This window comes from Stenotrophomonas sp. STEN020, from assembly GCF_056760195.1.
Genome location: NZ_JBRREI010000006.1, coordinates 58,392 through 81,963, shown reverse-complemented (window position 1 = coordinate 81,963; position 23,572 = coordinate 58,392). Strand labels below are relative to the sequence as shown.

At 64.7% G+C, this 23,572-nt stretch carries 13 protein-coding genes; all 13 read right to left on the bottom strand.

The window, feature by feature from the left end:
- Position 1: 1 nt before the first annotated feature.
- On the bottom strand, positions 2-682 hold the full coding sequence (locus tag ACVOLZ_RS04355) for a type II secretion system protein XpsN (RefSeq protein WP_481515202.1): 681 nt from the start codon (positions 680-682) through the stop codon (positions 2-4).
- On the bottom strand, positions 672-1,280 hold the full coding sequence (gspM, locus tag ACVOLZ_RS04350; RefSeq protein WP_481515201.1) for a type II secretion system protein GspM: 609 nt from the start codon (positions 1,278-1,280) through the stop codon (positions 672-674). The genes ACVOLZ_RS04355 and gspM overlap by 11 nt, the downstream gene beginning before the upstream one ends.
- Positions 1,255-2,382: a PilN domain-containing protein gene (locus tag ACVOLZ_RS04345; RefSeq protein WP_481515200.1), complete on the bottom strand. Its 1,128-nt coding sequence runs from the start codon at positions 2,380-2,382 to the stop codon at positions 1,255-1,257. Before ACVOLZ_RS04345 ends, gspM begins: the two co-directional genes overlap by 26 nt.
- Positions 2,379-3,233, bottom strand: coding sequence for a type II secretion system minor pseudopilin (locus ACVOLZ_RS04340; protein WP_481515199.1), 855 nt, complete (start codon positions 3,231-3,233; stop codon positions 2,379-2,381). Before ACVOLZ_RS04340 ends, ACVOLZ_RS04345 begins: the two co-directional genes overlap by 4 nt.
- Positions 3,230-3,889, bottom strand: coding sequence for a prepilin-type N-terminal cleavage/methylation domain-containing protein (locus tag ACVOLZ_RS04335; protein ID WP_481515198.1), 660 nt, complete (start codon positions 3,887-3,889; stop codon positions 3,230-3,232). Before ACVOLZ_RS04335 ends, ACVOLZ_RS04340 begins: the two co-directional genes overlap by 4 nt.
- A complete protein-coding gene (xpsI, locus tag ACVOLZ_RS04330) occupies positions 3,886-4,278 on the bottom strand; it encodes a type II secretion system protein XpsI (protein ID WP_481515197.1) in 393 nt (130 codons plus the stop codon). Before xpsI ends, ACVOLZ_RS04335 begins: the two co-directional genes overlap by 4 nt.
- Complete coding sequence (gene xpsH / locus ACVOLZ_RS04325) at positions 4,275-4,787, bottom strand: type II secretion system protein XpsH (protein WP_481515196.1); 513 nt, start codon at positions 4,785-4,787, stop codon at positions 4,275-4,277. Before xpsH ends, xpsI begins: the two co-directional genes overlap by 4 nt.
- 6 nt (positions 4,788-4,793) lie before the next feature.
- Positions 4,794-5,222 carry a type II secretion system major pseudopilin GspG gene (gspG, locus tag ACVOLZ_RS04320; protein WP_282268242.1) on the bottom strand — a complete coding sequence of 143 codons (429 nt, stop codon included), beginning with the start codon at positions 5,220-5,222 and terminating at the stop codon, positions 4,794-4,796.
- Between the two features lie 28 nt (positions 5,223-5,250).
- Entirely contained in the window at positions 5,251-6,468 is a 1,218-nt protein-coding gene (xpsF, locus tag ACVOLZ_RS04315; RefSeq protein WP_481515195.1) for a type II secretion system protein XpsF, read from the bottom strand.
- A 31-nt stretch (positions 6,469-6,499) separates the two neighbouring features.
- Positions 6,500-8,227 carry a type II secretion system ATPase GspE gene (gene gspE / locus ACVOLZ_RS04310; protein ID WP_481515194.1) on the bottom strand — a complete coding sequence of 576 codons (1,728 nt, stop codon included), beginning with the start codon at positions 8,225-8,227 and terminating at the stop codon, positions 6,500-6,502.
- 123 nt (positions 8,228-8,350) lie between these two features.
- Complete coding sequence (locus ACVOLZ_RS04305; protein WP_481515193.1) at positions 8,351-10,234, bottom strand: S8 family serine peptidase; 1,884 nt, start codon at positions 10,232-10,234, stop codon at positions 8,351-8,353.
- Between the two features lie 155 nt (positions 10,235-10,389).
- A complete protein-coding gene (locus ACVOLZ_RS04300; RefSeq protein WP_481515192.1) occupies positions 10,390-18,771 on the bottom strand; it encodes an ESPR-type extended signal peptide-containing protein in 8,382 nt (2,793 codons plus the stop codon).
- Between the two features lie 791 nt (positions 18,772-19,562).
- Complete coding sequence (gene purL / locus ACVOLZ_RS04295) at positions 19,563-23,444, bottom strand: phosphoribosylformylglycinamidine synthase (protein WP_481515191.1); 3,882 nt, start codon at positions 23,442-23,444, stop codon at positions 19,563-19,565.
- Between the last annotated feature and the right edge of the window lie 128 nt (positions 23,445-23,572).

Here is a 23,572-nt window from a genome sequence, read left to right as displayed (position 1 = left end):
TCTACGGGTTCTGGCGGCCGGAGCCGCCGTTCTGATTCTGTTGTGCCTGCCGACGGCGGGCCTGGATGCGATCACGGATCGCTTTGATCTGGTCTGCTGACGGTGCAACCGGTTGGGCTGCGGGCGGCGCTGTGGGTAGGCTGACCGGCGGAGGAATCGGCTGCGCATTGCCAGGCATGGGCGCTGCACCACCGTCTATTGACGGTTTGGGCCCGCCGCTGAACACCTGCAGTTCCAGGTTGAGCGTGCCCGCCGGCCCACTGACCACGGCGCTGCGCGGCTGCAGCGACAGCAGTTGCCAACCGTCCTGTACCTCGCCGCCCAGACGCAGGCGCAGCGACTTGCCCTGCTCGGTGGTCAGCGTGGCCATGTCCAGGCCCGGCGTCATCAATACCCCGGTCAAGCGCACACTGGCTGCTGCGGGTTCGCCGGCTTCGCCGATGAAAAACGGGTGCGGCCGCCGATCACTGGCAAACAGCGGGCGGCTCAACGCCTCGGAATTGTCGGCAACCGCAAGCGCCACGGGCTGCGGAACCGCTGGCAAGGCTGGCACGTCCAGTGCGGCAGTGCTGCTGCCGATCCTGCTGCCCAGGCCGAACAGGCACAACGCCCACACCAGCAGCGCCCAACCAGCGAATGCGCCCAGCAACCAGGTGCGTAGACCTGCTACATCATTGCGCATTGGCAACCTCCGTCGCCGGTGCGACCACGCCGGGGCGCAGGTAACCGCTGAGCTCGAAACTCACGTCCAGGCCACCACCACCTTCGCCCATGCCTGCGGACAGGATGTCGAGCCGGTCCACGCGCAATTGCGGCGTTCCGGTTTCCAATGTCTGCAACACGCTCATCCATTCGTTCAGGCCGCAACGCAGCCGCGCCTGCACCGCCACTCGCGGAAAGCGGCCAGTGCTGTCGGCCGGCAACGGCGAGCGGTCACTGATCGCACAACTGCGCTGATCCGGGCTGGCCAGGCGCGCAGCCTCCTCCAGCCGCTGTACCAGCTTGGAAGTTGCCAATTCCACCGAGTTTTCCGCCATGAAGCCGGGTTGATCGGCCAGCGCCTGCTGCGCCTGCTGCAGCCGCTGTGCGACCTGCGGTGCCTGCTGCAATTGCATGCCAATGCGCTGCTGGCGCTCCTGCAGACTGGCGATTTCAGCCTCCACTGCCTGCATCGGCCGGGTCCACAAGGGCTGTACCAGCAGCAGGTAGATCACGCCCAATATGGCCAGCAACAGTGCAAGAGCCAACCAGCGATCACGGCGCGCGGGGTGCGGTGCCATCGGCAGCCTCCTGGTTGGGCCCGCGCAGCTCGGCGGTCAAGGTAAAGCGTTCACGCCCTGCGCCTTGGCCGGCCTGCAGCACACCGGTCAGTGACGGCGTCTTCCACAGCTTGGAGCCCTCCAGCTTGGATACCAGCGAGGAGGCACTACTGCTCATGCCGATCAACTGCATGCGCCCGCCTTCAATGGAGAGTTTCTCCAGCGATGTGTCATCACCCAGCCGCTGACTGAGTTCGTTGATGATTTCGGTGGCAGAAGGCTGTTGGGCACGCTGTGCAGTGAAGAACTGCTGGCCATCGACCAGATCCTGCAACTGCTGCCGCTGTGTGGCCACCGCTCGTGCGCGCACTGCGGCGGCATCCACCTGCGTCGACAGTTGCGCGGCAGCAGCGCGGCGGTTGTCCAGCAACTGCCAGGCAGCCAGCACCATCATCACCAGGCCAGCGATCAACAACAGTCGGTTGAGCCGGCGCATGGGGTCATGCCGCTGCCGACGCATCGCCAGCGGCAACAGGTTCACACCCAAGGGCTGACCTTCAGCGTTGACCGCATCCACACCGTCAAGCTGCTGCTGCCATGCCTCGCCCGGGCTCAGCAAGGCGTCCACCAGAGGCCGCGGCGCGACCACCAGTTCGGTATCCAATTGGCCATCAGCGCGACGCTGCAACAGGCGCACGTCGTAGTAGACCTGCGTGGCACTGAAAGGCGTTTGCCGGTCGATCTCAAAGCCCAGCACTTCGCGCAGGCGCGCCTCGGCCGCGGCAGGCATGCGCAGCGGCTTGCGCAGTACTGCGCTGGCCGACAACAGCGCGAAGCGCGGCAGACCCGCAACGCGCGGCGGCAAGGCCGCGTCCACTGCATTGGGCGTCGAGCCGCCAGGCAGCGTCTGCAGCAACTGCCGCTGGCCGCTCTGCAACAGCGACACCGTCAGCTGCGCGTCGACAAGCTCCAACAGCAAGCGCGCATCGGAGACCCCAAGCAGCGCCCGCCAACGCGCAGGCAGCCACGACAGCAACGCCTGCGACCACCATGCCCAGAAGCCCCCGGCGCCCGGCACGATGCGTGCACTCACCTGCCCCAGTCGTTCACGCAACCCCGTCATCTAGACATCGCTCCCTGCTCCCACTGCAACACCGTATACGGCGCACCGGCCATAGCACCGGGATTAAGACGGACCACTGCTCGGGTGATCGCTTGCCGCTCGGCCACCAGCTGCACTTTGCTTTCGACACTATAAGTGCCGCTGTCGCCTCCCATCGGCGAAGTTTCGCCCATCCCGGTGCTGCCGTCTGCACGCTCACGCTGGGCCATGATCAGCGCAGCATCCATCCCCATCGCGGTCAGCACCGGCGCTGGTGCGAAACGTGGACTGGGCTGGCCGCTACCGTACACCGTCACCAGCGGCGCCAATTGTGCATAAAGCTCCGGTTCCATGCCCAGCACGCGCTGCAGCTCGCTGATACTGTCAAACGGCGCGTTCTTGGCCCCGTACGGCAGGCCAGCGGCCTGATAATCCGCGGTTTCCGCGCCGCCGGAGACCTGCAACAGCGAATCGATGTCACGCCAATCGACGATGCCGCCGGCCAACCGCGCGGCCTTGTCTGGCGCCACTCCGATGGCACGCAGCAGGCCTTGCAGCAGGTTCAGATCAGCCTTGTTCAGATCGACCTTGCCGGCCTCATCAACGATACGCAGCTCCACCGCATGGCCGTCAAACTGCCAGCGGTAAGGGCGCCCGTCAGCGTGCCAGCTGGGTTGGGTCGGCGTGGCGCGCATCCGCGACAGCGCGTAGTCGATACCGGCATGGGCGACCTGCTCGCCTCCGGCAAGGTCGCCGGTCACCCGGCCCTGCAGGTGTTCGACCCGCGCAGTCAGCGCGAACGCCGCAATGACCGTGGTCAACAGCGCCACCACCCACAGCACCAGCACCAGGGCCGCGCCACGCATCTTCATCGCCAGCTCCCGGCGACACCGTGCTGCGGCAATGCGACGACCAGTGGCGGCCACGCGGGGCCACCAGCGGGGGTGATGTCGATGGAGACCAAGGCCGGCATGCGCCCCGGCGAATCCCAGCTGTCCTGCCAGCGGCCCATTGCGCCGGTATTCGGATCGGTACCGCGATAGCGCAGCTTCACCTGTTTGAGGTCGGCGGCCAGCAGCTCGCTGCCACGTGGTGGATTCTCCTCAAGCAGTTCGCCGTTCTGCAGCAGGGTCAGGCCGATCCGCAACTCCTGTTTGTCACCGTTGCCGCTTACTTCAAGCGTGTGCAGATAGGGACCGCCGCGGCCCAGATAATTTGGCACATTGGCGACAAACTGCAGCTGCTGCGGGGTGCCGGTGAACACCTTGGCATTGCCGCTCAGCGCATCGCGCTGCAAGGGCAATGGCATCGCCGAGACCAGACGCCTGCGCAGGAAACCCTCGACTGCGCGCATGCGCTCATTGCCACTGGCAATCGCCTCGCCACGGCTGCTGATCGCTAGGGTCGAACGCACCGCGGCGAATGCCAGCGCCATGCCGGCAGCAAGCAGCACCGTAGCCAGCAGCACCTCGATCAAAGTGAAGCCGCGTGCGCGCACTGGACGCGACCGACGCAGTGAACGCTTCATGGCGGTGCCTCCAGCGGCGCGTTGCCACGCAGCCGCAGCGTGCGCCAACGCAGTTGTTCCTGCGCACTGTCGCCCCAGCGCACCTGCAGATCCAGCAACCATAGCCGCGCCTGTTGCTGGCGTGGCTCCACATAAGGCGAGACCTGCAGACTCCAGTGATAGCGGCCCTGCTCCCAATCGCCCTGCTGGCGGCCTGCGCTCAACGGCGCCTCGACGCCGGCCAGCGCAAGCAACGACTGCGCATGCAAGGCGGCACGGCCATAGCCATCGGCCATGCTGACCTGACGCGCCGCACCAGACAGACTGCCCAACAACAGCGTCATCGCCAAGGCCAACAAGGCGAAGGCGACGATCACTTCAATCAGCGAATAGCCACGTTGGCGCTTCATCCGGCGCCCTCGCGCAGCGGACCGGCCTTGACCTCGCCGGTGATCCAGGCGACATCAATGCGCCACACCGCATCGCCTGCACGCAGCTCAATGCGGCCACCGCTGGAGGCGCCATCCTCAAAGAAACGTATGACACCTTCATCCTTGCGCGTCTGCAATTGGCCGGCGCCGGTGAAGCTCACCGTCAGTGCCTGCGGCAGCTCGCCATGATGGCCATCCGCGCCCTGCCAGCGCCGGGTGCCCGGGTTGATCTGCAATTGCTGGACGACGCCGGTGCTGATCGCGCGGGTGCGGGTGTAACGCAGCTCCGCGGCCAAGGCCTTGCCCGCCGAGCGCAGACGCATGCCATCCATGCCGCCGCTCATCGCCATTGCCGCCATCAGGGCCAGTGCAGCCACCAGCGCCAGCACCAGCACCATCTCCAGCAACGACATGCCGCGCATTGCGCCGCGCCGCGCGGGTACGGCACGCGCGGCGGCAAACGAAAGCGGAAGACGCGGCGCGACCATCACGGCTTATTCGTAGCGGATATCGGCGTTATAGCTTTCGCCGCCGGGCTGACCGTCGGCGCCCAGGCTGATCAGATCAAACGGACGTCCCTCGCCCGGTACCCGGTACTGCACCGGATTGCCCCACGGGTCATTGAACTCGGCCGGTTTGGAATACGGGCCCAGCCAGCCAGCCACACCGGCAGGCTGGGTCGACAGATCCTCCAGCTTGCTCGGCAAACGGCCGGTGTCGAGTTTGTAGTTCTCCACCTTGCTCGCCAGGGTCTGGATCTGGGTCTTGCCGAGATTGGCCTTGCCGCGATCAGCGCCACCCAGCACGCGACTGCCGACCAAGGTCAGCACCGCACCAATCAGCACGATGACGATGATGATTTCCAACAGGCTCATGCCGGCCTGGCGTGCGCGTGACATCGGTTGCTTCAGGGTTCGCCTCATCTCTTCATCCTTTTGCGAAAACTATGGGTTAACCGATGGCATTGGTCAGGTCATACAGCGGCACCAGCACCGCGATGATGACCACACCTACCACCGACGCCAACAACAAGGTGATCACCGGCACCAGCGCCGCCAGCATGCGGTCGATGGCGCGGGCAGTCTCCTGCTCAAAAGTATCGGCAGTCTTGAGCAGCATGCTTTCCAGCGTGCCGGACTCTTCGCCAACCTGGATCATCTGCAGGGCCAAGCGCGGAAAGCGGCCATTGCGCCCCAGCGACGAAGCCAAGCCAGCACCGTTCTTCACTGCTTCTGCGGCCTCGCTCACATCCGCGACCAAAGCGCGGTTGCCAAGCACGTTGCGGGCAATGCCCAGCCCAGCCAGAAGCGGCACGCCATTGCGCAGCAAGGTGCCAAGCGTGCGCGCAAGCCGTGCACTCTCCAGCTTGGCAACCAGTCCGCCAATCATCTGCCGCTTCAACAACCAGGTATCAAAGCCCAGACGGAATACCGGGTCGCGCCGTTTGCGTTCAACCCACAGCAGCAACAACGCCGGCACCACGATGAACACCAACCAGCCCTTGCGTACCAGCAGGCCGACTTCCAGGACCACGCGGGTAAACCACGGCAGGGTCACGTCGAGACTTTGGTACATCAGCGAAAACTGCGGCACCACATAACCGAGCAGGAACAGCAGGGCCAGGCCAACCACCACCAGCAGGATGGCCGGGTAGATCAAGGCATTGATGACACGCCCCTTCAATTCCTGGCTGCGCTCCAGATAGTCGGCCAGGCGCTGCAGGGTTTCGTGCAGGCTGCCGCCGGCTTCGCCAGCACGCACCATGTTGACGTACAGTCGTGAGAACAGGCCGTGCTGCCGCTCCAGCGCTTGCGACAGTGGTGCGCCGCCGCGCACGCTGTCGCGGATGTCGGCAATCACCCGTTGCGAGCGCTGGTCTTCCGGCGTTTCCATCAGAATCGACAAGGCCCGGTCCAAGGGCTGCCCGGCGCTCAACAGGGTTGCCAGCTGCTGGGTGAACTGGACCAGGGTGGCGCCGGCAAACGGGCGTTGCCGCCATTGCTTCCACCCGCCGCCCTCGAATGCCGAGCCGGTCGCCGGCTTGGCTTCCATCGGCAGATGGCCCTGCTCCTGCAGGCGCGCAATCACCTCGCCTTCGCTGGCCGCATCCATCTGCCCTTCGAGCAGGTCGCCACGGGCATCCAGTGCCTTGTAACGGTAACGCGGCATCAGCAGCGCCGCTCCGGGTAAACGCCAGGGCTCATGCGTCCTCCGTCACCCGCAGTACTTCTTCCAGCGTGGTTTCGCCGCGCAGGGCCTTGCCGATGCCATCTTCGTACATGGTGCGCATGCCGGCCTTGCGCGCGAGTTGCTCGAGCTCGCCCATGCCGGCCTTGCGCATCACTGCGTTGCGCAGCGCATCGTCCATCACCAGGAACTCGACGATGGTGGTGCGGCCAAGATAACCAGTAGGTGCCTGTGCAGAAGGCTGTGCGCAGTACAGATGGATATCGCCCTGCGGCTGGAAGCGGCGCAGGCCGAAGCGCGCCACCTCTTCGTCCGATGCGCGGTAACGCTGCGCATGGGTCGGCTCCAACCTGCGCACCAAGCGCTGGGCGAGGATGCCATTGATGGTGGAAGTGAGCAGATAGTCTTCCACACCCATATCCAGCAGGCGGGTGATGCCGCCGGCGGCGTTGTTGGTGTGCAGGGTGGACAGCACCAGATGGCCGGTGAGCGCAGACTGGATGGCGATACGCGCGGTCTCCAGATCGCGCATTTCGCCGATCATGATGATGTCCGGGTCCTGCCGCACGATGCTGCGCAGGGCGTTGGCGAAATCCAGCCCGATCTGCGGCTTGGCCTGGATCTGGTTGATCCCTTCCAGCTGGTATTCCACCGGGTCTTCGACGGTGATGATCTTGACCTTGTCGGTATTGAGCTGGTTCAACGCGGTGTACAGCGTGGTGGTCTTGCCCGAGCCGGTGGGGCCGGTCACCAGCAGGATGCCGTGCGGCTGCTCCAACACCTTGCGGAACTGGGGGAGGAAATCCTCGCTGAAGCCCAGCCGCTGGAAATCAAACACCACCGCTTCGCGGTCGAGCAGACGCATCACCACGCTCTCGCCGTGCGCGGTTGGCATGGTGCTCACGCGCAGGTCCAGTTCCTTGCCCTGTACTCGCAGCATGATGCGACCATCTTGCGGCAGGCGGCGCTCGGCGATATTTAGCTTGGCCATGATCTTGATACGGCTGATCACTGCCGCGGTGAGATTGACTGGCGGGCTTTCGCCATCGACCAGCACACCATCAACCCGATAACGCACCTTCAAGCGGTTCTCGAACGGCTCGACGTGGATGTCTGATGCGCGTAGTTCCACCGCACGCTGGATCAACAGGTTGACCAGACGGATGACCGGCGCTTCGGAGGCCAGGTCGCGCAGATGTTCGATATCGTCCAACGGCGCGAGCTCGCCATCGGTGGTTTCCAGAATGGTGCCCATTGCGGTACGTCCCTGTCCGTACCAGCGCTCGATCAACTCATCCACTTCGCTACGCACGCCGACCACAGGGGCCACTTCGCAGCCGGTGGCCAGCCTGATCGCATCGATTGCGTAGCCGTCCTGGGGATCGGCCATCCACAACAGGATGCGGCCACGCTGCTCGCCCAGCGGCAATACCAGGAACTGCTTGAGGAAACGCAGCGGCACCGGTTCGGCACCTTCCACCAGTTCCGGTGGGTGTTCGGGCAGGTCGCGCGCGGGCAGCAGCCGCAGCCCCAGCACCTTGGCACAAGCCTCGGCATGGTCGCGCTCGGACACCAGCCCCAGCCGTGCCAGCAACACCAGCAGGTCACCACCGGACTCACGCTGCAACTGGCGTGCGCGCTGCAGGTCAGCCTCTTTCAACCGTCCCTGCGCCAGCAGTTCGGTGACGATGCGATCGGCAGGTGATGGCGCCAATTGTGCGTCGTGGGTTACCGCGTTCACGCAATCCTCCTGTGTTGGCCGAACTTTAGCAGTTCGCGCTCGCAGGTCGTGCACATGAATCCTTATTCCACGCAAAAAGAACCCCGGCAATGCCGGGGTTCCAAGCTCCAGCCGTAGTCAGAATTACTGACGGGCGACCAGACTCACGCCGCTATAGGAGCTCGCTCCCACCAGGGTGACGTAGTAGGTCCCGGCCTGCGGCGTGTTGAAGCGCACCGTTTCGCTGTTGCCGGCACGGGTGGACTTGGCGTCGAATGCAGTGCTGCTCGCCACCGCGTCGTAGCGGACATACACCGACACATCGCCGCTGCCACCGTAGGTCATGAAGGTCAGCACCTTGCCGGCCTCGGCCTGGAAGCTGTATACCGCCTCGCTGCCGCTGCTGCCGGCAATACCAGTCACGGCGACCTTGTTGACCAAAGGTGTCGCATCCGGACCACATTGCTCCACGTTGGGATCACATGGTGGCGTGGTCGCCTTTACCAGTGCGGCGTTGATGTTGAGGATGCCGGCGCCGATAGGGGTACTGGCCGGGATCGCCACCGGGAACGGCGTGGCGGTCTTCTTCAACAGGTCACGCATCTGGCTCAGGGTCAGTGGCGTATCGACCACGCTCTGCACCATGGCCACCGCAGCTGCCACATGCGGCGATGCCATCGAAGTGCCGCCCATGCCACCGAGGATCCAGTTGCTCGGTTCCGGTGCTTGCTTGCCACCGTTGATGACCTGCCAGATGTAACCGTTCGGGTTGCCGTCGCCTGCACCACCACCGCCCGGTGCCGACAGATCCACGCGCGGACCGTAATTGGAGTAATAGGCACGTCCGCCGGCAATACCGGTGGCACCGACGCTGATCACGTTGTTGCACGAAGACATTGTGTAGGTGGCGGCATTGGCGTTGTCGTTGCCCGCAGCCACCACCACGATGGCGCCCTTGCTGTTGGCCAGATCGATGGCGTCCTGGTACTCGGTCGGACAGGCCGAGGGAGAACCACTGCCCAGACTCATGTTGATCACTTCAGCAGGATTGGCGTTGAGTGGCAAACCAGGCACTTCACCACCTGCAGCCCAGATGATGCCGTCGGAAATATCGCTACCAAAACCACCACAAGAACCGAGCACACGGATCGGCACTACCTTGGCTTTGTAGGCAAGGCCAGCCAATCCCCTGCCATTATTGGTTTCCTGCGCGATCGTGCCGGACACATGACTGCCATGCCAGGAACTGACGTCGGCTGCGTGCGAACCGCCGGTCGCCCAGCCGGTGCAGTAATTGGCTTCGACCCAATCACCCATATCCCAGCCACCGGCCACGCGTGCATCAGTGTCGCGACGCGACACGCGCTTGTCGCTGATCATGTCGTAGCCGGGAATCACGTTGTTCTGCAGGTCCGGATTGCCCTGGACAATGCCGGTATCGATCACCGCCACCACCACACCCTCGCCCTGCGAGAGATCCCAGGCCTGCGGCGCACGTACGCCTGTGGTCGCATTGAAGAAATTCCACTGGTACTGCGCGTAATTGGGGTCGGTCGGGACCATCGACGGCGCAACGTCAGCCATGCGTTGATACATGCGGTCAATATCGGCCCGCTCCACTGCTGGATTGGCCTTGAGTTCGCGGACGAAGTTGGCCGCCTCCTGTGCATTGAGCGCGCGCGAGGTCTTGACCACGCTCCAGCCCGGCGCCCCCATGCGCCGCAGCAGCGTTGCCTGGACCGCAGGCTGGGCCGCAGCACGGGAGGTCTTTGCCACCGCCCGGTCCAGGCCGGCACGCGATGCCGCTGCGCCAAGACCACGGTTGAGCATGGCCGCATCACGCAGCTCGCTGGTGCCGGCCCGGTACTTCACCACGAACCGATAGCCACCGCTGCTGTCCACCGTGGACGAACTCAAGCCAATTACTTTCGCAGGTCCAATTTCTGCAGCAGATGCGGCTGGCACGCCGATCGAAGCCATCAGTACGGCACCGGCAATCGCCAAACCAAGCTGGGTCTTCTTCTTCATGTCGGATCTCTCGTCTTGATAGAACAGGGATGAAACCTCAACGCTGCATCGCTTTGCCGTCCTGGCTCGCAACAGTCGTACTGCGGGGGCAGCACGACTACTAGCGATGAACCCGGAAGCCCCCGCCGCAGCAGGCGGGGGCAAAACCAAACCGCTTACCAGCCGAAACCGGCGCCCACGCCCACCGAGCTGTCGTCACTGGTGAATGCACCACCAAAGGTGACGGTGGCGCGGTCACTGATGGCGCGCTGGTAGCCAACGGACAGCGCCGATTCGCCGCCCTGGTAGCCAACACCTACGCCGACCCGGTTCTGCGTGCGTACGCCGGCAGCACTGGTGGCCATGTTCAACATCGCCGCGCTCATCGCACCTTGACGATCGAGGCGGCGGTCGACATGACGCAGACGCTTGTCGATATCGCCCCGGAAGATGTCGAAGCTGTCAGCCATGCTGCTGAACTTGGTATCGGTGTAGGTGTTGGCGGCGGTGATGCCGCTATCCAACTGCGCCTTGTTGACCGCATCGGTGGCCTGCGTGCCAGCGGCAACGCTGGTGATCTGCCGCTCATGGCCGCTGCTGCCGACCGACACGCTGTTGGCGCGATCGGCAATCGACCCCTGCCCCAAGGCGACAGCACCGGTTGCGGTGACGCTGGAACCCTGACCAATCGCCGTACCGGAGGCAACGCTGACGGTCGCTCCTTCGCCCATCGCCACCGCATTGGTTGCCGCCGCCGCGATGCTGGTATTGGCGCCTACCGCGGTGCTGCCGTCGGCGTTGACGCGGGAGTTGCTGCCTATCGCGGTGTCGTTCGGGCCATGTGCATAGCTGTTGTTACCGATGGCACTACCTGCGACGTTGTTGGCCTTGGCCTGTTCGCCCAGCGCTACGCCACTGCTCGCAGCCGCTGTCTCGGCCGCTCCACGCGGCCCATTGCCATTGCCATTGCCATTGCCGTTGCCATTTCCATGGCCGTTGCCGTTGCCGTTGCCATGCCCATTCCCGTTTCCGTTTCCGTTCCCATTACTGGCGATACGGTTGTTTAGGGAAGTGACTTGGCCATCAAGCGCCGACAACGCTGCACCCACGTTGTTGTAGCTGGCCCCCTGGATGACATAGGTCGGGGCTACAAACATGCCCTGCATGCCAACGCCGGCACCGCCGCCAAGGAAGCTGGCCATATTGCCCAGCGACTGGAACAGCTGCCCGCCGTTGATGGCCTGCATGCTGCCAGCGCCGATGGCACCGGCTGCCACGTTGTCCAGCGTGGTTCCCTGCACTCCTGCGAGGGTCAGCTTGTCGCGGCTGGCATCGTCGTAGGTCACCGCATTGGCGGTTACGCCTTCGATGTTGCCGATGCGCCCATCAATGTCGGTAACGCGGGTTTCCACCGCACCGACACGTTGGTTGGTGACATGCAGCTGGCCGCCGGTCACCGCATCGCTGCTGCCTTCGGCGATACGCCCAGCACCGACATTGACGATGCGACGGGTTGCCGGTCCATTGGTCCCGTTGCCACCGCCCACCGACACCACATTGGCCTCCACCGCACGCGAACCCGAACCCAAGGCCACTGAATTGGCGCCGGAGACGCCAGCATTGGCACCGATTGCGACGCTGTTCGCGCCGTTGCTGGCGAACGCGCCGTAGCCGATGGCGACACCGTTGACCGCGGTGATCGAGGTCTGGCGGCCGAGTGCAGTGCTGTTGCTGGCCTTCGCGGCGGCATCCGCACCCACCGCAGTTGCCCCATTGGCACTGGCGGTGCTGGAAGCACCCAACGCGGTGCTGCGCTCGGCACTGGCAAGTGCCGCCGAGCCCGAAGCGACTGCATTGGTACCACTGGCAGTAGCCACGCCATCGCCGGTCGCCCGGAAGTACTTGTTGGTCTCCCCGGCAACGCCAGCCACGGCATCCAGCTGCGACTTGTTGACCGCATCGGTTGCTTCGGTACCGGCAGCGACGTTGGTGATCTGACGCTCCGCGCCTACATCGCCAACCGACACCGCGTTATCACGACTGGCCACCGAACCGGCACCCAAGGCCACCGCGTTCTCACCACTGGCCTCACTGCCCATGCCAATCGCGGTGGTGCGTTGGCCAACTGCCCAGGCATTGGCTCCGACTGCAGTTGCGTCATCGCCAAACGCCCAGCTGCCGCTGCCAATGGCTACCGCATTGGTCGCGCCAATGCCGAAGAAGCCAAAGCCGGTCTCGGCACCATCACCAATCGCCAGACTACCCTCGCCAAGAGCTGAGGCATTGCGGCCGACCGCAACGTTGCCATCTTCATAGGCGGCTGCGTTGTAGCCAACTGCCGTAGTGCCCGCACCTTCGGCATAGCTCTGCGAACCGGTCGCGGTGCTGTAGTTGCCAAGCGCATTGGCAACCGCACCGCTGGCGGTGGACTGGTCACCCTTTGCATAGGCACCGACACCGGTTGCGGTAGCAGCGAAGCCCTCGGCATTGGCACTGGCACCCAACGCAGTACCGCCGACCCCGGCACTGGTCGCACCGGTCTGCACCGGTGCACCACCCACATTGATCAGCGGATCACCGTTGGCATCCACCGCATTGCCACCGACAGCCACCGCACCCGGACCCATCGCCTGCGCGTTCTGGCCGAACGCGGCTGCGTTCTGGCCGCTGGCCAAGGCATTCATGCCGACTGCCGTTGCACCATCAGCCAGCGCATTGGCACCGCTGCCGAAGGCAGATGCACCATTGCCGATGGCATTGGTCGCCTCGCCCGAGGCCGTTGCGTTGTCACCTTCGGCATAGGCACCGGCATCACTGTCGGCACTGCCGGTGGCCTTGAAGTACTTGGCCGTGGTTTGCCCTTCCGCGGCTACCGCCGCCACTTCATCGAGCTGGTCCTTGTTGACGGCATCGGTGCCCTCGGTACCGGCCGCCACGTTGGTGATCTGCCGTTCGGCACCCACGTCACCTACCGACACCGTGTTGTCGCGCCCGGCAATCGAACCCGCACCCAGCGCCACCGAGTTGGTGGCACCGGCCTCCGCTCCCGTTCCAATCGCCGTGCTCTGCTGACCGAAGGCCCAGGCATTGGCGCCAACCGCGGTTGCATCGTCACCGAAGGCCCAGCTGCCGCTGCCAATGGCGACGGCATTGGTCGCGCCGATACCGAACAAACCAAAGCCGGTTTCGGCACCATCACCGATCGCCAGGCTGCCTTCACCCAATGCAGAAGCGTTGCGACCGACGGCAACATTGCCGTCCTCATAAGCAGCTGCGTTGTAGCCGACGGCGGTGGTTCCCGCACCTTCCGCATACGACTGCGAACCGCTGGCGGTACTGAAGTCGCCAACGGCATTGGCAACCGCACCACTGGCAGTGGACTGATCACCCTGCGCCCATGCACCGACACCGGTTGCAGTGGCGGCGAAGCCTGCTGCATTGGCACTGGCACCGAGCGCGGTGCCACCGACACCGGCACTGGTGGCACCGGTCTGCACCGGCTGGCCATTGGAGGTGATCAGCGGATCGCCATTTTCATCTACGGCATTACCGCCTACCGCCACCGCACCCGGGCCGGCGGCCTGTGCGTTCTGGCCGAAGGCCGCTGCGTTCTGGCCACTGGCCACTGCATTCATACCGATTGCTGCAGCACCGCTGGCCAAGGCACTGGCGCCGTTGCCGATTACGATGGCGCTTTCACCGCTGGCCACACTGTTGCTGCCCAAGGCAATCGCATTGTCGCCATCAACCAGATTGGCGAAGCCAAACGCGCTGCTGTTGGCACCGTCCACCTGGTTGAAGTTACCGAACGCCGAACTGTTGCTGCCGTTGGCAGTATTCACATAGCCGACGGCGCTGGAGTAATCACCGGCGGCAACGTTGTAGCTGCCCACTGCGGTGCTCTGTGCACCGGAGGCCTCCGAGCCAACACCGGCGGCGGTTGCGCCGTCACCGCTGGCGACCGCGTCGTCACTGCCGTCGGCCGCGCCGTTTGCCTTGAAGTAACGCCCGGCCAGCAGTGCTCCTTCGGCTGCGGTATTGAGCTGATCCAGATTGACCGCGTCAGTGCCTTCGGTACCGGCAGCCACATTGGTGATCTGCCGTTCGGCACCCACATCGCCCACCGACACCGTATTGTCGCGGCCAGCTATCGAGCCTGCGCCCAGTGCCACCGAGTTGGTGGAACCTGCTTCGGCGCCGGTGCCGATGGCGGTGCTCTGCTGACCGAAGGCCCAGGCGTTGGCGCCAACTGCGGTTGCATCGTCACCGAAGGCCCAGCTGCCGCTGCCGATCGCTACCGCATTGGTCGCGCCGATACCGAACAAACCAAAACCGGTTTCGGCACCATCACCGATCGCCAGACTGCCCGCGCCCAAGGCCGACGCATTGCGACCGACTGCAACGTTGCCATCTTCATAGGCTGCCGCGTTGTAGCCGACCGCGGTGGTACCTGCACCTTCGGCATAGCTCTGCGAGCCGGTCGCGGTGCTGTAATTGCCGAGCGCGTTGGCCACCGCACCGCTGGCGGTGGACTGATCACCCTTGGCATAAGCACCAACACCGGTTGCGGTGGCGGCAAAGCCCTCGGCATTGGCACTGGCACCCAGCGCGGTTCCGCCGACACCGGCACTGGTGGCACCGGTCTGCACCGGCGCACCGCCCACATTGATCAGCGGATCACCGTTCGCATCCACCGCGTTGCCACCCACGGCCACCGCACCAGGACCCATTGCCTGCGCGTTCTGGCCGAACGCGGCTGCGTTCTGGCCGCTGGCCAAGGCGTTCATGCCGACTGCGGTTGCACCATCAGCCACAGCATTGGCACCGCTGCCGAAGGCCGATGCGCCATTGCCAATCGCATTGGTGGCTTCACCGGCGGCAGTGGCGTTGTCACCCTCTGCATAGGCGCCGGCATCGCTGTCGGCGCTGCCGGTGGCGGTAAAGTACTTGCTGGTGTTGCCGGCCACGGCAGCCACTTCATCCAGCTGGTTCTTGTTGACCGCATCGGTGCCTTCCGTGCCCGCGGCGACATTGGTGATCTGGCGCTCGCTGCCTACATCACCCACCGACACACTATTCTCACGATCGGCCCAGGAGTTGGCACCGATGGCGACACTGTTGACCGCTTCAGCCACCGCGCTTTGGCCCAGTGCGGTGGAGTTGTCCGCATCGGCCCAACTGTTGAAACCAATCGCCGTTGCGTACTCGCCCAAGGCCCAGGCGCCATTGCCGAATGCCGCAGCGCCGGTACCCGAGGCCTCGGTACTGATCAAGCCGCCGTAGGTGGTACCGCCAACGGCGGTCGACTCCTCACCCGATGCAATCGCCGATTCACCCACTGCGGTGGTACTGGCGCCGGATGCCTCTGCAGCCAGACCCATCGCAACGCCGTAATCACCACTGGCCTGTGCGCCATACCCCACCGCCGAGGCGAGGTCGCCGGAGGCAACGGCATAGCTGCCTACCGCCGTGGTGCCGCGACCACTGGCCTCGGCACGGAAGCCGCTGGCCAATGCCTGCTGACCGGATGCGACCGACTGCGCACCCTGCGCTGTAGCGAATGCGCCCGAGGCCTCTGCACCCGCACCCACGGCGCTGCTGCTGTCGCCACTGGCGACGCTTCCGGAGCCAATCGCAACTGCATCGTCTGCATCAGCCAAGGCGCCATCGCCGATCACCACGCTGCCGTCACCGCTGGCGACACTATTGCTGCCCAAGGCGATTGCATTGGCACCATCGACCAGATTGGCCATGCCGAACGCACTGCTGTTCTCGCCATCCACCTGGTTGAAGTTGCCTACCGCCGAGCTGTTCGTGCCATTGGCGGTGTTCACGTAACCGACCGCGCTGGAGTAATCACCGGCGGCGACGTTGTAGCTACCCACCGCTGTGCTCTGCGCACCGCTGGCCAGCGATCCCACACCGGCAGCGGTTGCACCATCGCCGCTGGCGACCGCGTCGTCGCTGCCATCGGCTGCGCCGTTGGCCTTGAAGTAACGCGCGGTCAACTCCGCGCCATCAGCGACGGCAGTGAGCTGGTCCACATTCACCGCATCGGTACCTTCGGTACCCGCGGCGACATTGGTGATCTGGCGCTCGGCGCCTTCGGCCCCAACCGACACGCTGTTGGCACGGTCCGCCAGCGAGTTCGCGCCCAAGGCAACACTGTTGGTGGCGTTGGCGGTGGCGGTGGCGTTTGCGCCCAGCGCGGTGCTGTCTGCGCCAAGGCTGGTGCTGTAGAAGCCTACCGCCGTGCTGTTGGCGCCGCTGGCCCAACTCTCCGCACCCAGCGCACTGGCGTTGTCGCCGGCCGCATAGGCGAAGTAGCCGACAGCGGTGCTTTCTGCCCCTGCGGCTTCGCTCAATGCGCCTGATGCCAGCGCGTAATCCCCGGAGGCAATTGCGCCAGCACCCAGCGCCGTGGACGCTTCGCCACTGGCCTGTGTATCAACGAAGAAGCCCAGCCCCGGAATGAGATCGATCGGACCACCGACCGCGACGCTGCTGGTGCCCGATGCCGCACTCTGGCTACCTACCGACGTGCTGTAGTCGCCGGTTGCATTGGCTACCGCACCAAATGCGGAGGACTGCGCGCCCTGCGCGAAGGCGCCGAGACCGGCGGCGGTGGCGGCGAAGCCTTCCGCGCTGGCGCTGGCACCAAGGGCGGTACCGCCGAGACCGGCGCTGGTCGCACCTGTCGTTACCGGCTGTCCGCCAAAGGTGATCAAGGGATTGCCATCGGCATCCACTGCATTGCCGCCGACGGCTACCGCTGCCGGGCCGGTGGCTTCGGCGTTCTGGCCGAAGGCAGCGCTGTTCTGGCCCGTGGCCAGGGCGTTCATGCCGACTGCGGTTGCACCGTTGGCGACAGCATTGGCACCGTTGCCATAGGCCGACGCGCCATTGCCGATCGCATTGCTGGCTTCACCCGCCGCCGTCGCCGCATCACCTTCCGCATACGCACCGGCATCACTGTCGACGCTACCCGTTGCGGTGAAGTATTTGCTGGTGTTTTCAGCGACCGCTGCGACCTCGTCCAGCTGCGATTTATTCACCGCGTCGGTGTCTTCGGTACCGGCAGCGACATTGGTGATCTGCCGTTCGCTGCCTACATCCCCCACCGACACGCTGTTCTCGCGATCGGCCCAGGAATTTGCACCGATGGCGACGCTGTTGACCGCTGCCGCGGTGGCGCTCTGGCCAAGCGCGGTGGAGTTGTCAGCATCGGCCCAGCTGTTGAAGCCAATCGCGGTGGCGTACTCACCTATCGCCCACGCGCCATTGCCGAATGCCGACGCGCCGGTGCCCGACGCCTCGGTGCTGATGAAGCCACCGAAAGTGGTGCCGCCAACCGCGGTGGATTCTTCGCCTGAAGCGATCGCCGATTCGCCTACCGCGGTGGTGCTGGTCGCCGATGCGGAAGCGCCCAGGCCCATCGCAACGCCATAGTCGCCGCTGGCATCTGCGCCATAACCCACGGCCGAAGCGAGGTCACCGGAGGCTGAGCTATAGGCGCCAAGCGCGGTGGTGCCGCGACCGCTGGCATCGGCACGGAAACCGTTGGCCGTTGCCTGCTGCCCGGAGGCGAGCGCTTGGCTACCCTGCGCAGTTGCAAAGGCACCCGAGGCTTCAGCATCACTGCCAACGGCCGTGCTGCCCTGCTCGCTGGCCACACTGCGTGAACCCACGGCGGTGGCGTCATCGGCTGCCGCATAGGCGCCATCACCAATCACCACACTGCCTTCGCCACTGGCGATGCTGTTGCTACCCAGCGCAATCGCATTGGCACCATCCACCAGATTGCCGGAGCCGAAGGCACTGCTGTTGGCGCCATCAACCTGGTTGAAATTGCCGACTGCCGAACTGTTCTCGCCGTTGGCGGTGTTTACGTAACCAACCGCGCTGGAGTAGTCGCCAGCGGCCACGTTGTAGCTGCCCACCGCGGTGCTTTCCGCGCCGCTTGCCAGTGAGCCAACACCTGCAGCCATCGCACCTTGGCCACTGGCCACTGCATCATCACTGCCATCGGCAGCGCCGTTGGCCTTGAAGTAGCGGCCGGCCAGCAACGCACCGTCTGCAGCTGCATTGAGTTGATCGAGGTTCACCGCATCGGTACCGGCGGTACCAGCGGCGACATTGCTGATTTGCCGCTCGTTTCCGGCCGAACCTACCGATACTGTGTTGGCGCGATCGGCGATGGAGCCGGCGCCCAACGCCACACTGCCTGCGGCCGAAGCCACCGTGCCCGCACCAATGGCAACCGCGTTGGCGCCCGAGGCATCTGCACTATTGGCGATGGCGCAATCCACCAAGGTGGCACTGCCCACTACCAGACATTGCGCGTTACCACCCACTTCCACCGACTGTGCCTGTGCGGGCGTTACCCAGGCACCTGCTCCTAAACCCAACGCAACGGCAACCGACAAGGCTTGCAGGCGCAACCCGGCGCTATGCCGCTCATCCATGACCACACCGGCCGAGCTGGACGATGCCAACTCCGACGCCACCACCAACTGCCCCAATGCCTTGTTCCATACCTTGCGGTAGATCCGGTTCATCGCTGCTGCTCCTCAAGTGGACGGGTTTTTTCGCTTGCAGAAAACCCCATCGCTGGACTGGTGTGCCCAACGATCCCCCTGTGGTGTTGTGGTCCCGGTCCCGATACAGCTGGGCACGTGAGGCTCACGCCTGTCGCGGTCTACCCCCCTTGTTCCATACCTGTCGGGTGACTACGGGATGGATGGAGTCTTAATCGACGATTCATGATTCGTCAAATCTTTGGCTAAAGAACCAATTTTGTGAGGAATAACTCAAATCTCTCATCTTGGTGAGATCTTTGGAAAAATTTCTTCTGAAACAGTTGCCTAGTCCCGACCACGCTTGCGGGGCAACAATTTCGCCCCCCAGAAAATGAAGGCGTTAAGTTTCCTGCAGGCCTTGGGCTATGGGCGTTTGACTGATTTCGCCTCATCCATCTAGCAAACGAGTTCATCTTCCTTAAAGCCAGGGAAAAGTTGCATTGCAACAAAGCCAATTGCGCCAGCAGGAGAGCAAACGCATCTCGCGGAAGCGTCGGTTTGCTGACGGACTTTGCTGACAGAGACTCGAGGTATTCCGCGCAGACTCAACGAATTGGAGCCTCACAGTCACGTACGCGATGGATCCAACCAAGCGCGGAATGCCAATGCCTGGGGACATCAAATGCATCCGCCGCCGAAGCGCTCCGCACTCCTGCGTTCGTACACAGCCGGGCAGCCGGACACGAATCGAAGCTCCACAACGCAGAAGCCCGCAGGCGTTCGCCTGGGGGCTTCTTCAAACTTCAATGTACGGCAGCGGCTTCGCCTGTTCAGCCGCACCACACCCGTGCGTTGCGGAACATCCGCAGCCACGGCGAATCTTCGCCCCAATTGCTTGGTGCCCAGCTCAGGTTGACCGTACGCGGGGTGCGTTCAGGGTGCGGCATCAGGATGGTGACGCGGCCATCGATCGTGGTCAGGCCGGTGATGCCGTCCGGCGAACCGTTCGGGTTGAGCGGGTACTGGGTAGCCACGCGGCCGTCACCATCAACGTAGCGTAGCGCGATGCTGGCGGCTGCCTGATCCACCGCGCTGTCGAACTCGGCACGGCCTTCGCCGTGTGCCACGGCCACCGGCAGGCGCGAGCCGGCCATGCCACGCAGCATGATCGACGGCGACTCCACAATCTCCAGCAATGCGGTACGTGCTTCGAACTGTTCGCCGGCATTGCGCAGGAACTTCGGCCAGTGTTCGGCACCGGGGATGATGTCCTTGAGCTGGCTCATCATCTGGCAACCATTGCACACGCCAAGCGCGAAGGTATCCGGGCGGGCGAAGAAGGCCGCGAAGGCCTCACGCAGTGCCGGACGCTCGAGGATGGAGGTTGCCCAACCACGGCCCGCACCCAGCACGTCGCCATAGCTGAAACCGCCGCAGGCAGCGATGCCGCGGAAGTCGCTCAGCTGCACACGGCCTTCGATCAGGTCGCTCATGTGCACGTCGTAGGCGTCGAAGCCAACGCGCTCGAAGATGTTGGCCATTTCGATCTGGCCATTGACGCCCTGCTCGCGCAGGATCGCCACCTTCGGCCGTGCGCCGCTGGCGATGAACGGTGCAGCGACGTCGTCGGCCGGATCAAATGCCAGCTTCGGCTTCAAGCCCGGCGCGTTGAAGTTGCGTGCAATCGCGCGCTCCTGATCGGCCGCATCCGGGTTGTCACGCAACTTCTGCATGGCGTGGGTGACCGACCACCAGGCATCGAACAATTCTTCCCAGCGCCATTCCACCACGCTATCGCCGGCCAGCTGCACGCGCACCACCGGTGCGGTGGTCGGGCGGGCGATGCGCTGCGCGCATTCGGTCAGCGCATGACGCTCGACCAGATCGGCGAACGCGGCGCGGTCTTCCTTGGCGATCTGCACCACGGCGCCCAGTTCTTCGTTGAACAGGCTGCGGAACGGATCGTCGCCCCAGGCATCAAGCACGATGTCCAGGCCCATGCGCGAGGCGAATGCCATTTCGCACAGTGCGGCGAACGCGCCGCCGTCGCTGCGGTCGTGGTAGGCCAGCAACAGGCCCGACTCACGTGCATCGCAGATCAGTTCAAAGAACGCACGCAGGCGCTGCGGGTCATCCAGATCCGGTACCTCGCCGGCGAACGCCGGCAACGCGCTGTGATCGGCCTGGGTCTGCGCCAGGATCGAACCGCCCAGACGCTGCTTGCCAGCGCCCAAGCCAATCAACCACAGCTCGCTTTCGGTCTCGCGGTCGAGCAGCGGGGTCAGCTGCTGACGGGCATCGCTGACCGGCGCGAACGCGGTGATCACCAGCGATACCGGCGACACCGACTTCTCGGCCTGGCCATCGGCCTGCCACTGCGCCTGCATCGACAGCGAGTCCTTGCCCACCGGGATGCTGATATCCAGCTGCGGGCACAGCTCCATGCCGACGGCCTTTACTGCGTCATACAGCAGCGCGTCTTCGCCGTTGTGGCCGCAGGCGGCCATCCAGTTGGCGGAGAGCTTGACCGTATCCAGCGCGGTTACCGGTGCAGCGCACAGGTTGGTGATGGCTTCGCCCACCGCCATGCGCGCCGATGCAGCGGCGTTCAACAGTGCCAGCGGGGTACGCTCGCCCAGCGACATTGCTTCACCGGCATAGGTATCAAACCCAGCCAGAGTGATCGCAACGTCTGCCATCGGCAGCTGCCACGGCCCGATCATCTGCTCGCGCGCGGTCAGACCACCCACGCTGCGGTCACCGATGGTGACCAGGAAGCTCTTCGATGCGACGGTCGGGTGTGCAAGTACACGCAGACCGGCGTCATGCAGATCGATACCAGCGGTCTTCAGCGACGGCCAGCGCGGTGCCGGCGGATGCACGGCATCGCGGTGCATCTTCGGCGCCTTGCCGAACAGCACGTCCATCGGCAGGTCGATCGGTGCATCGGCCGGGGTGTTGCCCGGGGTCGCGCCGTAGGCAACGACCAGGTGTTCTTCGCTGGTGGCGACGCCAACAGCGGCAAACGGGCAGCGTTCGCGCGCACAGATAGCGGCGAACTCGGCCAGGCGCTCCTGCGCCACGCCGAGCACATAACGTTCCTGCGACTCGTTGCACCACAGTTCCAGCGGCGACAGCGAGGGATCGTCTGTGGGCACCTTGCCCAGGTCGATCACGCCGCCGACATTGGAGTCGTGCAGCAGCTCGGGGATGGCGTTGGACAGGCCACCGGCGCCGACGTCGTGGAAGAACTTGATCGGGTTGTTGCTGCCCATGGCCACGCAACGGTCGATCACTTCCTGGCAGCGGCGTTCCATTTCCGGGTTGTCGCGCTGCACGCTGGCGAAGTCGAGGTCTTCGGCGCTCTCGCCCGAGGCCACCGACGAAGCCGCACCACCGCCCAGGCCGATCAACATGGCCGGGCCACCGAGCACGATCACCGCGTCGCCAGCCTGCAGCTGCAGCTTGTCGACCTGCACGCGATCAATCGCGCCCAGGCCACCAGCCAACATGATCGGCTTGTCGTAGGCGCGGGTGATGCCGTCTTCCGGCAGTTCGAAGCTGCGGAAGTAACCGAGCAGGTTCGGACGACCGAACTCGTTGTTGAACGCAGCGCCGCCGAGCGGGCCATCGAGCATGATGTCCAGGGCCGGTGCCATGCGCGGGTTCAGCGCGCGCGGCGCCTCCCACGGCTGCGGCAGGGTCGGGATACGCAGATGCGAGACCGAGAAGCCGGTCAGGCCAGCCTTGGGCTTGCCGCCACGGCCAGTGGCACCTTCGTCGCGGATTTCACCGCCGGCACCGGTCGCGGCACCCGGGAACGGCGCGATCGCGGTCGGGTGGTTATGCGTTTCCACCTTGATCTGGAAGGCGCTGGGCACCACCGCTTCGCTGCGGTATTTGCCGGTGGCCGGGTCTGGGCGATAACGCGCGGCCGGTTCGCCTTCGATCACCGCGGCATTGTCGCTGTACGCGCTGAGCGTGTGCTGCGGGGTCTGCTGGTGGGTGTTCTTGATCATCTTGAACAGCGAGCGCTCCTGCTCGTTGCCATCGATGGTCCAGCTGGCATTGAAGATCTTGTGTCGGCAATGCTCGGAATTGGCCTGCGCGAACATCATCAATTCGACGTCGGACGGATCACGGCCGAGTTCGCTGTAACGCTGACGCAGGTAATCGATCTCGTCATCGGCCAGGGCCAGACCGAGGCGCTTGTTGGCACCTTCCAGGTCGTCCAGGGCGATGCGCTCCAGGCTGCCGCGGCCGACGTTGTTGAACAGCGCCTGCGCCTGGCCGATGTCTTCCAGAAGCGACTGGGTCATCGGGTCGTGCAGCAGCTTGGCCAGTGCGGCCTGCTGCACCGGATCAGTCGGCCAGCCGCTCAGGTCGATGCGGGTACCGCGTTCGACGCGCTGGATCGGCAGACCAGCACCGCGTACCAGCTCGGTGGCCTTGCTCGACCACGGCGACAGCGTGCCCAGGCGCGGCACCACGAAGCGTGAGATTGCCCCATCAGCGCGTTCGGCAGCTTGTGGCTGGCCCTGCAGGATGCGGCCCAGCGTGGTCTGGTCGACCGCGCCGGCATCGGCAGCCTGGGTGAAATAGACGTGCCAGGCACCGGTGATGCGCAGATCGGCGGCAATGGACTGCAGGCGGGATTCAAGACGTTCGCGGCGGAACGGCGAAAGGGCAGCTGCGCCCTCGAGGACGATCATGTCCGGGAGACCATGGTGGGAATCGGCCCGCGATTGTACCGGACTCGGCCGCCCCAAGCCTCAGCACCCGGGCTACTGGAAGTCCTCAGGCTTGACGCGGTTCACACCGACAGCCTGCCGCGCGGGGC

Coding starts and splice junctions, on each gene's coding strand:
- gspM (WP_481515201.1), bottom strand. CDS start 1,280: ATGGCACCGCACCCCGCGCGCCGTGATCGCTGGTTGGCTCTTGCACTG.
- ACVOLZ_RS04355 (WP_481515202.1), bottom strand. CDS start 682: ATGCGCAATGATGTAGCAGGTCTACGCACCTGGTTGCTGGGCGCATTC.
- xpsF (WP_481515195.1), bottom strand. CDS start 6,468: ATGCCGCGTTACCGTTACAAGGCACTGGATGCCCGTGGCGACCTGCTC.
- ACVOLZ_RS04305 (WP_481515193.1), bottom strand. CDS start 10,234: ATGAAGAAGAAGACCCAGCTTGGTTTGGCGATTGCCGGTGCCGTACTG.
- gspG (WP_282268242.1), bottom strand. CDS start 5,222: ATGAGGCGAACCCTGAAGCAACCGATGTCACGCGCACGCCAGGCCGGC.
- xpsH (WP_481515196.1), bottom strand. CDS start 4,787: ATGGTCGCGCCGCGTCTTCCGCTTTCGTTTGCCGCCGCGCGTGCCGTA.
- ACVOLZ_RS04340 (WP_481515199.1), bottom strand. CDS start 3,233: ATGAAGATGCGTGGCGCGGCCCTGGTGCTGGTGCTGTGGGTGGTGGCG.
- ACVOLZ_RS04300 (WP_481515192.1), bottom strand. CDS start 18,771: ATGAACCGGATCTACCGCAAGGTATGGAACAAGGCATTGGGGCAGTTG.
- xpsI (WP_481515197.1), bottom strand. CDS start 4,278: ATGAAGCGCCAACGTGGCTATTCGCTGATTGAAGTGATCGTCGCCTTC.
- purL (WP_481515191.1), bottom strand. CDS start 23,444: ATGATCGTCCTCGAGGGCGCAGCTGCCCTTTCGCCGTTCCGCCGCGAA.
- ACVOLZ_RS04335 (WP_481515198.1), bottom strand. CDS start 3,889: ATGAAGCGTTCACTGCGTCGGTCGCGTCCAGTGCGCGCACGCGGCTTC.
- ACVOLZ_RS04345 (WP_481515200.1), bottom strand. CDS start 2,382: ATGACGGGGTTGCGTGAACGACTGGGGCAGGTGAGTGCACGCATCGTG.